Source organism: Providencia sp. PROV119 (genome assembly GCF_028482435.1).
Taxonomy (GTDB): domain Bacteria; phylum Pseudomonadota; class Gammaproteobacteria; order Enterobacterales; family Enterobacteriaceae; genus Providencia; species Providencia stuartii.
Map to the genome: position 1 here is coordinate 30,735 of NZ_JAMPQL010000008.1, position 15,102 is coordinate 45,836.

General features: G+C 44.1%; 12 protein-coding genes. 8 read left to right on the top strand and 4 right to left on the bottom strand.

The genetic code is table 11. The features are described from left to right. Positions 1-86: 86 nt before the first annotated feature. From accC to acuI, 4 genes are all read right to left on the bottom strand, one after another. Positions 87-1,433 (bottom strand): acetyl-CoA carboxylase biotin carboxylase subunit, encoded by a 1,347-nt coding sequence (gene accC, locus PSF11_RS09445; protein ID WP_004925561.1) that lies wholly within the window; start codon positions 1,431-1,433, stop codon positions 87-89. Positions 1,434-1,445: 12 nt separating this feature from the next. After that, positions 1,446-1,922, bottom strand: a complete 477-nt coding sequence (accB, locus tag PSF11_RS09450; RefSeq protein WP_004925558.1) for an acetyl-CoA carboxylase biotin carboxyl carrier protein — start codon at positions 1,920-1,922, stop codon at positions 1,446-1,448. Between the two features lie 39 nt (positions 1,923-1,961). Then, the gene (gene aroQ / locus PSF11_RS09455) at positions 1,962-2,405 is read right to left on the bottom strand and encodes a type II 3-dehydroquinate dehydratase (protein WP_004925554.1); all 444 of its coding nucleotides are present in this window, start codon (positions 2,403-2,405) and stop codon (positions 1,962-1,964) included. A 231-nt stretch (positions 2,406-2,636) separates the two neighbouring features. Beyond that, positions 2,637-3,620: an acrylyl-CoA reductase (NADPH) gene (acuI, locus tag PSF11_RS09460; protein WP_014657561.1), complete on the bottom strand. Its 984-nt coding sequence runs from the start codon at positions 3,618-3,620 to the stop codon at positions 2,637-2,639. Positions 3,621-4,252: 632 nt separating this feature from the next. On the opposite strand from acuI, the gene PSF11_RS09465 reads away from it, so the two are divergent. From PSF11_RS09465 to tldD, 8 genes are all read left to right on the top strand, one after another. Further along, positions 4,253-5,296, top strand: a complete 1,044-nt coding sequence (locus PSF11_RS09465; protein WP_014657562.1) for a rod shape-determining protein — start codon at positions 4,253-4,255, stop codon at positions 5,294-5,296. Positions 5,297-5,383: 87 nt separating this feature from the next. Further along, positions 5,384-6,352, top strand: coding sequence for a rod shape-determining protein MreC (gene mreC, locus PSF11_RS09470; RefSeq protein WP_004925539.1), 969 nt, complete (start codon positions 5,384-5,386; stop codon positions 6,350-6,352). 39 nt (positions 6,353-6,391) lie between these two features. After that, positions 6,392-6,880, top strand: a complete 489-nt coding sequence (gene mreD, locus PSF11_RS09475) for a rod shape-determining protein MreD (RefSeq protein ID WP_004925536.1) — start codon at positions 6,392-6,394, stop codon at positions 6,878-6,880. A 40-nt stretch (positions 6,881-6,920) separates the two neighbouring features. Continuing rightward, positions 6,921-7,508 (top strand): Maf family protein, encoded by a 588-nt coding sequence (locus PSF11_RS09480; RefSeq protein WP_072502758.1) that lies wholly within the window; start codon positions 6,921-6,923, stop codon positions 7,506-7,508. Continuing rightward, complete coding sequence (gene rng / locus PSF11_RS09485) at positions 7,505-8,974, top strand: ribonuclease G (protein WP_004925530.1); 1,470 nt, start codon at positions 7,505-7,507, stop codon at positions 8,972-8,974. The genes PSF11_RS09480 and rng overlap by 4 nt, the downstream gene beginning before the upstream one ends. 22 nt (positions 8,975-8,996) lie before the next feature. Continuing rightward, complete coding sequence (gene yhdP, locus PSF11_RS09490) at positions 8,997-12,791, top strand: AsmA2 domain-containing protein YhdP (protein ID WP_071821175.1); 3,795 nt, start codon at positions 8,997-8,999, stop codon at positions 12,789-12,791. Further along, positions 12,791-13,645, top strand: coding sequence for a deaminated glutathione amidase (nit1, locus tag PSF11_RS09495; RefSeq protein ID WP_004925524.1), 855 nt, complete (start codon positions 12,791-12,793; stop codon positions 13,643-13,645). Before yhdP ends, nit1 begins: the two co-directional genes overlap by 1 nt. Positions 13,646-13,650: 5 nt before the next feature. Further along, positions 13,651-15,096 (top strand): metalloprotease TldD, encoded by a 1,446-nt coding sequence (gene tldD, locus PSF11_RS09500; protein ID WP_040132455.1) that lies wholly within the window; start codon positions 13,651-13,653, stop codon positions 15,094-15,096. The last annotated feature ends 6 nt before the right edge of the window (positions 15,097-15,102 follow it).

Sequence of the window (15,102 nt, forward strand, 5' to 3'; positions counted from 1 at the left end):
ATAGCTTGATTATGAGATAAAAAAATACCGGAAAGGTGACTTTCCGGTATTTGATGAATGAGAGGTGAATCTCAGTGTTTCAGTCATTACTCCTGAATACCGAGTTTTTTCTCCAAATAGTGGATGTTAGTGCCACCTTTTTGGAAGTTTTCATCATTCATGATCATTTGGTGCAGTTCAATATTGGTTTTGATGCCATCGATGATCAGCTCATTAAGCGCATTCTTCATACGCATAATGGCGATTTCACGTGTTTCACCGTAGGTGATCAATTTACCAATCATTGAGTCATAGTATGGCGGTACGCTATAGCCTGCATAAATGTGAGATTCCCAACGAACACCAAAGCCACCTGGCGAATGGAAACGGGTGATCTTACCTGGGCTAGGCATAAAGGTATTCGGATCTTCAGCATTGATACGACATTCAATCGCATGACCACGAACGATAACATCTTCCTGTTTTACTGATAATGGTAAACCAGATGCGATGCGTAACTGTTCTTTGATCAAGTCAACGCCAGTGACCATCTCTGTTACTGGATGCTCAACCTGAATACGGGTGTTCATCTCAATAAAGTAGAATTCACCATTCTCATAGAGGAATTCGAAAGTACCTGCACCACGATAGCCAATTTCGATACAAGCATTAGCACAACGCTCACCGATATTGCGGCGAACTTCAGGAGTAATACCTGGTGCTGGGGCTTCTTCAACGACTTTTTGGTGGCGACGTTGCATTGAGCAGTCACGCTCTGCCAAGTAAATGGCATTGCCTTGACCATCAGCCATAACTTGAATTTCAACATGACGAGGGTTTTCAAGGTATTTTTCCATGTAAACCATATCATTATTGAAGGCCGCTTTAGCTTCTGCACGCGTCAGATTGATGGAAGATTCCAAATCTTTTTCGTTACGCACAACACGCATACCACGACCACCGCCGCCGCCAGAGGCTTTGATGATAACAGGATAGCCGATACGTTGTGCGATAGCTTTGTTTTTATCAGTATCGCTGCCTAGTGGACCATCAGAACCTGGTACACAAGGAACACCGGCAATTTTCATCGCTTCGATAGCGGAAACTTTATCGCCCATTAGGCGGATGGTTTCAGCTTTTGGTCCGATAAAAATAAAGCCTGAGCGTTCAACTTGTTCAGCAAAATCAGCATTTTCAGACAGGAAACCATATCCTGGGTGAATAGCTTGAGCCCCTGAAATCTCTGCCGCTGAAATGATAGCGGGAATGTTCAAGTAGCTTTTTGCGGAGGCTGCTGGGCCGATACAAATAGTCTCGTCTGCCAACAGCACATGTTTTAAATCACTATCTGCCGCGGAGTGCACAGCTACGGTCTTAATGCCTAACTCTTTACAGGCACGAAGAATACGCAGTGCGATTTCGCCACGGTTAGCAATGACAATTTTTTCCAGCATGGAAACGCCTCGTTATTCGATAACCACCAACGGCTGGTCATATTCAATTGGCTCGCCGTTCTCTGCCAGGATTGCTTTCACAACACCTGCTTTTTCTGCTTCGATTTGGTTCATCATTTTCATTGCTTCGATGATGAAAAGTGGATCACCGACGTTGACAGTTTGGCCAACTTCAATAAATGGTTTTGCTTCAGGGCTTGGTGAACGGTAGAAAGTTCCCACCATAGGTGAGCGAACTTGGTGGCCCGCAACAGCAGCCGCTGCTGGAGCTGGGGCTGCCGCCGCCGCTTCTTGAGCAGGTGCAACAGCGGTAGCTAATGCTGGCTGAGCTGCTGGCGCTGAATAAAATTGTTGAGGAGCCGTCATGACCTGAGAAGTAGCTGAAACGCGACTGATGCGTACTGATTCTTCACCTTCAGAAATTTCCAGTTCAGAAATACCAGACTCTTCGACCAGTTCGATCAGCTTTTTAATTTTACGAATATCCATGGATATGATTCCGTACTCTTATATTTGGATTTAATTGATTTATGACAGACGGTTAACCGCTGCCTGTAACGCGAAACTGTAACCGTCAGCACCAAGACCACAAATCACACCGACAGCTTTATCGGAAAGATAGGAGTGATGGCGAAACGGTTCTCTGGCATGCACATTAGACAGATGGATCTCGATAAACGGGAGTGCAACTGCTAATAATGCATCACGTAGGGCAACACTTGTATGTGTGAATGCCGCCGGGTTAATCAGAATAAAATCTACGTTATCTTTTGCAGCATGAATTTTTTCAATCAACTCATGTTCTGCATTAGACTGAAAATGACTCAATTTTACACCTAGCTGTTCCGCTTCTGCGGTTAACTTGGAGACAATATCTACCAGAGTTTGATTACCATATTTCTCTGGCTCCCTTGTGCCAAGTAGGTTTAGATTCGGTCCATTGAGGAGTAAAATGTGAATATCTTCTGTCATTGTGGTGCTAACTCCGACGATATGTCAATAACCTGACAACATAACCTGATGTTGGCGGTTTGTCATCTTTTATCATAAAAATAAATGAAATCTTTATCGATAAAAAACGCTATTATAATTATTTCGTGGCATATGACAGCAAAATACTGGTCTTATCAGAGAAATTACCCGAATTTATTTTTTGAATTGTGCGGTAATCCAAATTTCTGAATATCTCCGCACAAATTCAAATTATGAACGCGAAATGTTCACCAGTGTACGCCCTGTTATCTGATTTTTTAAGATCTTTTGTGCGTACTCAATGGACTGCGTTAAGGTAATTTCTGAGGTAACCTGTGTATAAAATGACTCAGGAAGTAATTGTGTGAGGCGTTGCCAAACGGCGGAGCGCTTCGCGGCAGGGTAGTAAACAGAATCGACGCCTTGCAGGCGAATATTGCGCAAAATAAATGGCATGACAGTCGTCGGTAATGAAAATCCTCCGGCTAGGCCACAAGCCGCGACAGCGCCATTATATTGTGTTTGGGCTAATATATTCGCGAGTACCTCTGCGCCTACCGTATCAATTGCACCAGCCCAATGTTGCTTATCAAGTGGTTTGGCCGGGGAGGTAAATTGGCTTCGTGGTAGCACTCTTTTCGCCCCTATTTGCTGCAAATAGTCACTGTTTTCGGCGCGTCCTGAGATGGCAACGACATCATAGCCTAACGATGATAAAAGCTGTATTGCGGTAGAGCCGACACCGCCGCTAGCGCCACTGACAATAATTTCCCCTCTCTCTGGCGTGATCCCAGCATCTTCTAATGCGTTGACACAGAGCATAGCGGTGAAGCCTGCCGTACCGATAATCATCGCTTGGCGTAATGATAAATCTTCAGGAAGCGGGGTGAGGTAATCTGCGGGAACACGAGCTTGTGTCGCCAGTCCACCCCAGTGCGTTTCGCCTACACCCCAGCCTGTGAGTAAAACATGTTGGCCGACACTAAAGCGAGGATCTTCGCTGTGGTGTACGACACCCGAGAAATCAATGCCAGGCACCATGGGGTATTGACGTACAATCCCTGCCTTACCACTGATAGCGAGGGCATCTTTATAATTTAATGTGGACCAATAAATATCCACGATAACATCGCCAGCAGGAAGTTGTTCAGTGGGAATGGATTGGATATCGGATGTGAGTTGGTCATCGTGTTTCTGTAGGACGAGGGCTTTCATACTTCGCTCCTAATTTTGAGGGGATTTTTTAGTCAATTTAAGAATAATGAATGATATCTATCATGGCAACTTTATCGCAACCGAGTGAGTTGTGACGCTCGTATCATTACTATTGTAATTAATTTGTAAAAATGTAATTTTTTCTGGCATAAACACTGTTTTATCGTGCAAAATATCACGTTACGAAGATTTCTGTTTGTGAATAAGTACCATTACCTAGTTTCTTTAGTGAGTAATGGAACTAACATACAGAAAATGCACGTGTTTAGCTGTGAAGCTAGTCGATGTGCAACAATAAAAAAAATAACAAAATATTATTTGAACTTGTAGCTATAAAAACTTGTCAACACAGGGTGGAAGAGAAGACGGCGTATATAACAACCAAAGTGCTATTGTCTGTTGATAAATTTATGCATAAATAAGTTAAATTTACTCACCAATAAATGGCCCTTTTTAAAGGTTGTTATCTGCTTCGTTTTCTAAAGAGGCATGTACAGTCATTTGTGCTGTAACAACAGATGGATTAACCATATTTTTCGAAGCGGCTCATTAACGCCTTGAGACAGCTTCAAGTGGTTGGTAGAGTAGACGGGTTTTTATTCGTCCCCAGCTTGCAGGATAACCCTTTCGTTATGTTTAAAAAATTTCGTGGCATGTTTTCTAATGACTTGTCAATTGACTTGGGTACGGCCAATACCCTTATTTATGTCAAAGGACAAGGCGTAAAATTAAATGAACCTTCTGTTGTCGCTATTCGCCAAGACCGCTCAGGTACGCCAAAAAGCGTCGCGGCTGTTGGTGGTGAAGCTAAGCAAATGCTGGGGCGTACACCAGGTAACATTTCAGCGATAAGACCAATGAAAGATGGTGTTATTGCAGACTTTTTCTTAACTGAAAAAATGCTTCAGCATTTTATCAAACAGGTTCATAGCAATAGTTTCCTTCGCCCAAGCCCTCGCGTGCTGGTCTGCGTTCCTGTTGGCGCAACTCAAGTTGAACGTAAAGCAATTCGTGAATCTGCGTTAAGTGCGGGTGCACGTGAAGTCTTTTTAATTGAAGAACCTATGGCTGCGGCAATTGGTGCTGGGTTGCCGGTTTCTGAAGCGACAGGTTCAATGGTTGTTGATATCGGTGGTGGTACTACCGAGGTAGCGGTTATTTCGTTGAATGGTGTTGTCTATTCTTCTTCTGTTCGCATTGGGGGTGACCGTTTTGATGAGGCGATCATTAACTATGTTCGTCGCAACTATGGCTCTTTAATTGGTGAGGCAACCGCTGAGCGTATTAAGCATGGTATCGGTTCTGCTTACCCAACTGATGAAGTTTATGAAATAGAAGTTCGTGGTCGTAACCTCGCTGAAGGTGTGCCGCGCGGCTTCAAAATGAATTCAAATGAAATTTTAGAGGCATTGCAAGAGCCACTAACCGGTATAGTTAGTGCTGTCATGTTAGCATTAGAACAGTGCCCTCCTGAATTAGCTTCTGATATTTCAGAACGCGGTATGGTATTAACTGGTGGCGGTGCTCTGCTACGTAACCTCGACCGCTTACTAATGGAAGAGACAGGTATACCTGTTATCGTTGCTGAAGATCCTTTGACCTGTGTTGCTCGTGGTGGCGGTAAAGCACTAGAGATGATTGATATGCACGGTGGCGATCTGTTTAGCGATGACTAAATAACGCTATAGGCAAGCTGGGGCTTTGGCTCCGGCTGCTGATTTGCCTATTTTTGTTCCTCCGAACTTAGTGAAACACAGCCATACATGAAGCCGATTTTTAGGCGAGGTCCATCGCTCCAGCTGCGTATTTTTATTGCTGTTATTGCCGCAATCGCACTGGTCGTGATCGATCATCGCTTTGAGCCTTTCAATAAAATCCGTAACTATCTAGACACGGCGGTTAGCCCATTTTACTTTTTGGCTAATGGCCCACGTCAATTTCTTGATAATATTTCGGAAAATTTCTCCTCGCGTGAACAACTCCAGTTTGAAAATAAGGCATTGCGTCAGGAATTGTTGTTGAAAAAAGCAGATAGTCTTTTGCTCGAACAATTAAAGCAAGAGAACGCTCGCCTGAGAGAATTACTTGGCTCACCGCTCCGTCAAGATGAACACATGATGGTCACACAAGTGATCTCGGGAGCGAACACGCCTTATCGAGACCAAGTCGTTATCGATAAAGGTGAAAATGATAATGTGTACGAAGGGCAGCCCGTCATTAGTGATAAAGGGGTTGTAGGGCAAGTCGTTGGTGTTAGCCAATTTAATAGTCGCGTCTTGCTGATTTGTGACACGACCCATGCGCTACCGGTACAGGTATTACGTAATGATATCCGAGTGATCGCCGCGGGGTCGGGGTGTGCCGATGACTTACAGTTAGAGCCACTGCCTGAAAATACGGATATTCGCGTTGGGGATGTTTTGGTCACATCCGGTTTAGGTGGTCGTTTCCCTGAAGGCTACCCTGTGGCCGTTGTCTCTAATGTTAAGCACGATACTCAGCGGGCTTATACGATTATTAGCGCAAGGCCAAGTGCTGAGTTGCAGCGCTTACGCTATTTGTTACTATTATGGGGTAATGATAACGATGCCGTTACACCATTACAGCCTTCAGAGGTCTATCGCGCTGCCAATGAGCGTCTGATGAAGGTGCTCCCACAAGTATTACCAAACCCGAGTGAAATTCAGGGTCCACCGTTACCTCCATCAATGTCTCAAGAAGCCCAACCATAAAGGAAGGTATAATGGCTATGGGTAAAGAGGGTTAGTTAAATGGATGAATATCGCGGTAATGGTCGCAGTATTATTTGGATTTCTTTTTTCATTGCATTGATTTTGCAATTGGTCCCATGGCCGGAACAATTTACGTTTTATCGGCCATCATGGTTACTTTTGATCCTTATCTACTGGGTTATGGCGTTACCGCACCGTGTAAGTGTGGGAACGAGCTTTATTCTTGGCATTATTGTTGACTCTATTCAAGGTTCGGCATTGGGGGTTCACGCCCTTTCATACAGTATTATTTGTTATCTTGTCTCCTATAAATACCAATTACTGAGAAATATGGCGCTGTGGCAGCAAGCCTTAATCATTGTGTTGCTGACAATCATACTGGATATGACTGTTTTTTGGGCTGAATTTGTCTCTTCTCAGGTATTATTCCACCCTCAAGTATTCTGGAATAGTCTCGTAAATGGTATTCTGTGGCCATGGCTGTTTTTGCTATTACGGAAAATTCGTCGTCAGTTTTCAGTGTGTTAAGATTTTTACCGGCTGGCAATTATCTCTGGAATATCGTTTTATGAGTTATATTTATTTGGCTTCTGGTTCGCCGAGAAGAAGAGAGCTTGTGCAACTATTAGGATATCATTTTGATATCTTGCTTCCCAACGTTGAGGAACAATGGCAACCGGGTGAAACTCCTGAAGCGTATGTTCAACGTTTGGCGCGGGAGAAATCACAGGCGGGGGTTAAAATAGCGCCTAAAAAATGCCCGGTAATTGGGGCAGACACCATTGTTGTTCTTAATAATCAAATCCTAGAGAAACCTCGCCATGAACAGCATGCTCAAGAAATGCTGTCAGCCCTTTCGGGAAATACGCACCAAGTGATGACGGCTGTCGCAATCTCGGATATGGATCGCACACTCAGCGCATTGATTGTGACAGATGTGACGTTCCGCGAGTTATCTTTAACTGAAATACAGGATTATATAAAGTCAGGGGAGCCTATGGATAAAGCTGGAGCCTATGAGATCCAAGGTAAGGGTGGCTGTTATGTAAGGCGTATAAATGGCAGCTATCATGCAGTTGTTGGTTTACCGTTAGTAGAAACAGATGAATTAATACAACGATTTTTAGCGTTAAGTGATGGTAAGGGGATGTCATGACGGCTGAGTTACTAGTAAATGTTACACCATCTGAAACGCGCGTTGCTTATATTGATGGTGGGATTTTGCAAGAAATCCACGTAGAGCGAGAAGCAAAAAGAGGAATTGTAGGGAATATCTACAAAGGTCGTGTGAGCCGTGTGTTGCCCGGTATGCAGGCGGCCTTTGTTGATATTGGTCTGGATAAAGCTGCCTTCTTACATGCCTCCGATATTATGCCTCATACCGAGTGCATTGCTGGGGATGAGCAAAAGAATTTCCATGTTAGAGATATCGCTGAACTTGTTAAACAAGGGCAAGACTTGATTGTTCAAGTCGTGAAGGATCCCTTAGGCACGAAAGGTGCAAGGCTCACGACAGATATTACATTGCCTTCTCGCTATCTGGTATTTATGCCGGGAGCTTCACATGTTGGTGTGTCACAGCGCATTGAAAGTGAAAGTGAACGCGAGCGTTTAAAAGAGTGCGTGTCTCAATATTGCGATGAAAATGGTGGCTTTATCATACGCACCGCTGCTGAAGGGGTGGGTGAAGATGAAGTGAAGCAAGATGCGGCATTTCTCAAACGTTTGTGGGCTAAAGTCATTGAACGGAAGAAACGTAATGTCACTCGCACCAAAATTTATGGCGAATTATCACTCGCTTACCGGATAATTCGTGATTTTGCGGGGGCTTCATTAGATAGAATTCGTGTGGATTCTCGTCTAACCTATAAGGAGTTACAGGAGTTTATTGAAGAATATGTTCCTGAAATGACAGCTAAGCTTGAATTGTATCAAGGTAACCAGCCGATTTTTGATTTGTTTGACGTAGAGAACGAGATCCAACGCGCGATGGATCGGAAAGTCGAATTGAAATCAGGTGGTTATTTGATTATCGATCAAACTGAAGCGATGACGACAATCGATATCAATACAGGGGCGTTTGTAGGGCATCGCAATCTTGAGGAGACCATCTTTAACACCAATATAGAGGCGACCCAAGCGATTGCTCGTCAGTTACGGCTGAGAAATTTGGGCGGTATTATTATTATCGATTTTATTGATATGAGTGATATCGAGCACCGTCGCCGTGTTTTAGCCTCTTTGGAGCAGGCGCTTAGTAAAGATAAAGTAAAAACCACGATCAATGGCTTTTCTCAGCTAGGGCTAGTGGAAATGACGCGTAAGCGTACCCGGGAGAGCCTTGAGCATGTTTTGTGTGATGTGTGCCCAACTTGCCAAGGGCGTGGCACAGTAAAATCGGTTGAAACCGTGTGTTATGAAATTTTACGAGAAATTGTTCGTGTTCATCGCACAATCGATGCAGATAGGTTCTTAGTTTATGCTTCCCAATCAGTGGTTGATGCACTGACTGGTGACGAGTCTCATGCCCTTGCGGAAGTGGAAATTTTTGTCGGTAAGCAGGTTAAAGTTCAGACTGAATCGTTATACAGTCAGGAACAGTTTGATGTCATCATGATGTAGTTTTTACGTGAAGGAGAAACGGGTGAAACGACTGCCACGGGTAGTATGGATGACGACGGCTATCGTGCTGCTGCTTGGTGCATTGCTGCTCACTGGGCTACGTTTCTTCTTACCGAATATCAACTATTACCGGCAAGATATCATTGGCTATATTGAAAAAAACACGGATATCACCTTACAAATAGGTGAAATTGAGGGGGCATGGCAATCGTTTGGGCCGGTTCTGACCTTAACCGATGTGGTTGTTCGCAATGAAGAAGTCGATGCAAAAGCCAGCAAAATCGCCGTTGAACTCGATATTTGGAGCTCGTTACTTTCTTTAACATGGCGTTTTCGTGACATCACTTTCTACCAGCTCAATGTCGATTATAAAGTGCCTTTTAGTTTTGAAGGCCGCGCACAACCGATTGATAGTGATAGTATTGAAGGGCTATTTCTAAAGCAATTTAACCATTTTACTCTCAAAAATAGCCAACTGACCTTTCTGACGCCATCAGAGCAAAAAACAACCCTGATTTTACCTGAATTAACTTGGTTGAATGAGCAACGCCGCCACCGTGCCCAAGGGTTTGTTAGCTTAGAAACGATCAACAAACAGCATGGTTTTTTGCAAGTCAAAATTGATATTAAAGATAAAAACGGCATCTTGAGCGACGGCACCATTTATCTACAAGCTGACAATATAGATATGCAGCCATGGTTAAGTCGCTGGTTACGTGAAAATACTGGGCTGCGCGATGCCAATTTTAGCTTATCCTCTTGGGTTACCATCAAAAATAATCGTATTGATAGCGGCCTCTTGCAGTTACGACAAGGCGAAGCGAATTGGGGGGAAGCCCCTTTAGCGCAAAACCTACAAGTTAATGATTTACTCATCCGCATGAGAAGGCAAGGGGAAGGCTGGTTATTTAATATTCCTGAGTTAGATACATTAAAAACCAATGAATATATTTGGCCGAATGGGAGTGTTTCGGTACTTTATCTGCCTTCATCGATGAAATACCACCAAAAAGATCACTGGCGGATCCGAGCTAAAAATATTGAGTTAGAGCGCCTTAGTGAAATCTTACCTACTTTTTCATTTGTGACGCCAGAAACGGTGCAAGAATGGCAGCATCGCCAACCGAAAGGTTTATTATCCGTTTTTGCTCTAGATATTACTCCCGATCAACTTGAGCACACGCAAATTGATATGGACTGGCAGGATGTCAGTTGGAAAAAATGGAAACAACTCCCTTCGGTTGATCACTTCACGGGGGTCTTGGTCGGGAATGCGCAGCGAGGGGTTCTCTCTGCGACATTAGATAAGAGTTATGTTGACTATGAGCCTCAATTTAAAGCCCCTTTTCAAATTGATAAAGCACGCGGACAACTGTATTGGCAAAATGATGACAATCAATTCAAGTTGTGGAGCGACCAACTGGATATACAGGCCTCTTCATTATGGGCGAATGGGCAGTTTAGTTTTTATCAGTCGAAAAAAAGTGATGATACTGACCTGAGCATCTTAGCGGGCGTCAATATTGATAATGCGGGAGAAGCGTGGCGCTATTTCCCGCAACAGTTGATGGGGGAAAGCCTAGCGGACTACCTATCAAACGCTATCATCGCAGGGCAAGCGAAAGATGCGACAGTCGTCTTCAAGGGTGACCCTAAACATTTCCCATTTAATCAGAACGATGGCCAGTTCCAAGTCTTTGTGCCCTTACGCAAAGCGACCTTTGAGTATGATAAAGGTTGGCCTGCTTTATCTAATTTAGACATTAACCTTGATTTTAAACGTTCAGGTCTGGCAATGCGTGCAGACAGTGTCAAATTAGGTGAAGCAACAGCCACACAGCTAACCGCTGATATCCCGAATTATCAAAATGAAATGCTATTTATTAAGGCTGATTTAGCGGGTACAGGCTCACAAATACAGCAGTATTTTAGTATGACACCACTGAAAAGCTCGATTGGCAATACGTTAGATGAGTTGCAAATTGGAGGCATGGTAACAGGTGATCTCGCTTTATCTATTCCGTTAGCACACGGCAAGGAAGTTAACGCGAAAGGGAATATCAATCTGAATAAAAATGATTTATTGATTAAGCCTATCGACAGTAAGCTCACGGAGTTGACGGGGCAGTTTAAATTTAACAACGGCGATTTGGTCGGTGATAAATTAAAAGCACAATGGCTGGGGCAACCTGTCGACGTCAATTTTTCAACGGTTGATAACCCTAAAGATTACCAAGTGAAGGTGGATCTAGGGGGAAATTGGGATATAGCAAAAATTGCTCAATTGCCTGATTCATTAAAGCAAAAAGTGGCGGGAACCAGCGATTGGAACAGTCATATTGAAATTACACTTCCACATTCGCCGTCCGATGATATGGCTCTTGCCGTGGAATTCTCCGCTGGTTTAAAAAAACTGAAGAGCCGCCTCCCTGCATTGGACGATCGCTTACTTAAAGAGTTAGGGACGGTCAATGCAACAGCTAAAGGCTCATCGACACATTTAAATATAGGCGGTGATATTGGTCGGCGTATTGGTTTCAACACGCGTTGGGATCTGAGAGCACCACAATTACGTTTAGAAAAAGGCACTCTGGCAAAATGGAATGGCAAGCCACCAGAGTTACCGCAGTCATCAATGCTACTTGCTGATTTGCCAGTGATTACTAACCCACAATGGTTAAAAACAGTCGATACATTTTTTTCAGCAGATCAAGGTGGTAAATCGATAAATATTGGCTTACCTGAAACAGTGAGAGTGAAGACACCATCCCTATCTTTAGGTGGACAAGCATGGCAAAATTTAGACCTCTCATTTAATTTGTTGGCTAAAGAGCAGCAAATTAAGGTATCAAGCGAAAATCTTAAAGGGGAATTACAGATTTTTGCTCAACAGCCTTGGGTGCTGAATATCGATTACCTGTATTACAACCCAATGGCATTCCCTGGAGAACAAACAACCAGTAGCAATGACTCTTCCTCATTCAATTTTAGCCATTGGCCTGAAATGACGGTTAATTGCCAAGATTGCTGGGCAGGTGGACAAAAATTAGGGAAATTGAGTGCCCACTTGAAGCCGCAAGGAAATACATTGCAACTAAGTGGTGGAACATTAAGTAATAGCGCCACTCAATTAAAATTAGATGCTTTATGGCAAAGCGGTAAACAAAACCGTACACAAATTGCAGGCTCCTTAAGTGGGGAGCAATTTGATGAAACAGCCGCTTACTATGGTATTTTAGTTCCTATTATCGGTTCACCTTATACGCTTGATTTCGAACTCAATTGGCAAGATGTGCCTTGGTCGCCAGATATTGCAACCCTTAATGGCGCGTTATCAAGTAAGCTTGGTAAAGGCGCGATCGCTAAAATGGGCGGAGGGCGAGCGGGCCAACTGTTACGGCTAGTGAGTTTTGATGCACTATTACGCAAACTTCAATTTGATTTTCGCGATACCTTTAGTAATGACTTTGACTTTGACTCAATTAAAGGTAATGCCAAGATCCGTAATGGTATTCTATCAGCAAAAGATGTGTACATTGATGGGTTAGTTGCCGATATTACGTTAAGTGGGGAAATTGATTTGGTGAAACGCCAAATTAACGGTGAAGCGGTCGTGACGCCCGAAATATCTGCTACAGTAGGAGTAGCAACGGCATTTGCAGTTAACCCGATTGCGGGTGCAGCGGTTTTTGCTGCATCAAAAGTATTAGGTCCGCTATGGAGCAAAATTTCTGTGATACGTTACCGTGTGACAGGAAGCTTGGATGAACCCAAAATTGATGAAGTATTGCGTCAGCTAAAGGAGACTCAAGAGTAATGAAAAATGGCAATGTTGCACTTTTGCAGTTATGCAGCGGTAAAAATACGAAACATAATTTGGCACAGATTGAGCAGCAAATTAAGCAGTTGCCAGAGACTGTTGAGCTAGTATTGACACCTGAAAATGCCTTGTTGTTCGCAGATGCGGCGACTTACCGTAAACAGGCCGAAAAAGAAGGGCAAGGCCCTTTACAAGAAGCTATTGCCAATATGGCGAAGCGCTACAATGTCTGGATTTTAATTGGCTCAATGCCATTGATCAGCCGTGAGGATCCTGAACGCATTACGAGCAGCAGTATTTTAATTGATTCCCAAGGGCAGATTCAGGCGCGCTATGACAAGATCCACATGTTTGATGTGAATATTGAAGATGAGCAGGGAACCTATAATGAATCGGTTATTTATCAGCGTGGTGAACATATCACGGTGGTTGATACGCCTGTAGGTCGATTAGGTATGACAATCTGTTATGATCTCCGCTTCCCTGGTTTATTCCAAGCCTTGCGTGAGCAGGGGGCTGAGATTATCTCTGTACCTGCCGCTTTCACGCGTTATACCGGTAAAGCACATTGGGAGCCACTGCTGCGTGCAAGGGCGATAGAGAACCAATGTTTTATATTAGCGCCCGCTCAAGTTGGTGTACATGGTACGCGCAGAACGTGGGGCCACACCTTAGCCGTCGATGGTTGGGGTAAAGTTATGAAAAAGAACGTTGATGCTGTAGCATCGACGGTTTTAAATATTCAAACTGAAAATTTAAGTGGGATGCGGGAACAAATCCGAGTGGTGAAACATAACCGCTTTAGGCCGCAACTGACTTCATTGATTAAAAAAGACACAATAAAAGAGTAACCAATATGAGTTTAGCTTCTGTCAGCGAACATTTGCTGGCCGCCAATGGTCTTGACCATCAAAAACTGTACGACACACTAGGCTTGTTATCTGAGCGTAAAATTGATTATGCGGATCTCTATTTTCAATCAAGCTACCACGAAGCGTGGGTATTAGAAGATCGCATCATCAAGGACGGCTCTTATAACATTGACCAAGGCGTCGGTGTTAGAGCGATAAGTGGCGAAAAAACGGGATTTGCCTATGCCGATCAGGTTTCGTTGATGGCGTTACAGCAAAGCGCGACTGCGGCACGTAGCATCGTCAGCGAGCAAGGTAACGGTAAATCACAAATTTTGACTGAAGTGGGCTACAAGAAGCTATACTCAGAAACGGATCCACTGCAAAGCTTGTCACGAGAGGACAAAATTGCGTTATTGCACCGTATTGATCAGGTTGCAAGAGCAGAAGATCCGCGAGTGATCGAAGTCAATGCAAGCCTAACGGGTGTTTATGAGCAAGTATTAGTAGCAGCAACGGACGGTACGTTAGCGGCCGATATTCGCCCATTAGTTCGTTTATCTGTCAGTGTGCTGGTGGAGCATGAAGGTAAGCGTGAGCGCGGTGCTAGCGGCGGCGGCGGGCGCTATGGCTACGAATATTTTCTTGAAATTCATCAAGGACAAGTGCTTGCAGAGCAGTATGCGAAAGAAGCGGTACGTATGGCACTGGTTAATCTGTCAGCGATTGCAGCGCCAGCTGGTATGATGCCTGTTGTATTGGGGGCAGGCTGGCCGGGCGTATTGCTTCACGAAGCGGTAGGACATGGCTTAGAAGGTGATTTTAACCGTCGCGGCACGTCTGTTTTCTCAGGGCAAATTGGTGAGCTGGTCGCATCTCCTCTTTGTACTGTCGTTGATGATGGCACAATTGCAGGCCGTCGAGGCTCTTTAGCCATCGATGATGAAGGTGTACCGGGTCAGTATAATGTCTTGATTGAAAATGGTATTTTGAAAAATTACATGCAGGATAAATTGAATGCACGTTTAATGGGGGTCGCACCAACCGGAAATGCGCGTCGTGAATCTTATGCGCACCTACCAATGCCTCGTATGACCAATACCTATATGTTGTCAGGTACGTCAACGCCTGAAGAGATTATCTCTAGCGTGGATAAAGGCATCTACGCACCTAATTTTGGTGGTGGTCAGGTTGATATTACTTCCGGTAAGTTTGTTTTTTCAACTTCTGAAGCTTATCTAATTGAAAATGGCAAAATTACCTCTCCGGTTAAAGGCGCAACGCTCATTGGTTCTGGCGTTGAAGCAATGCAGCAAATCTCCATGGTAGGTAACGATCTTGCGCTCGACAAGGGAGTGGGTGTGTGCGGAAAAGAAGGGCAAAGTGTGCCTGTTGGTGTTGGGCAACCGACACTGAAATTGGATAAAATGACTGTTGGCGGCACCGCATAAATTGGA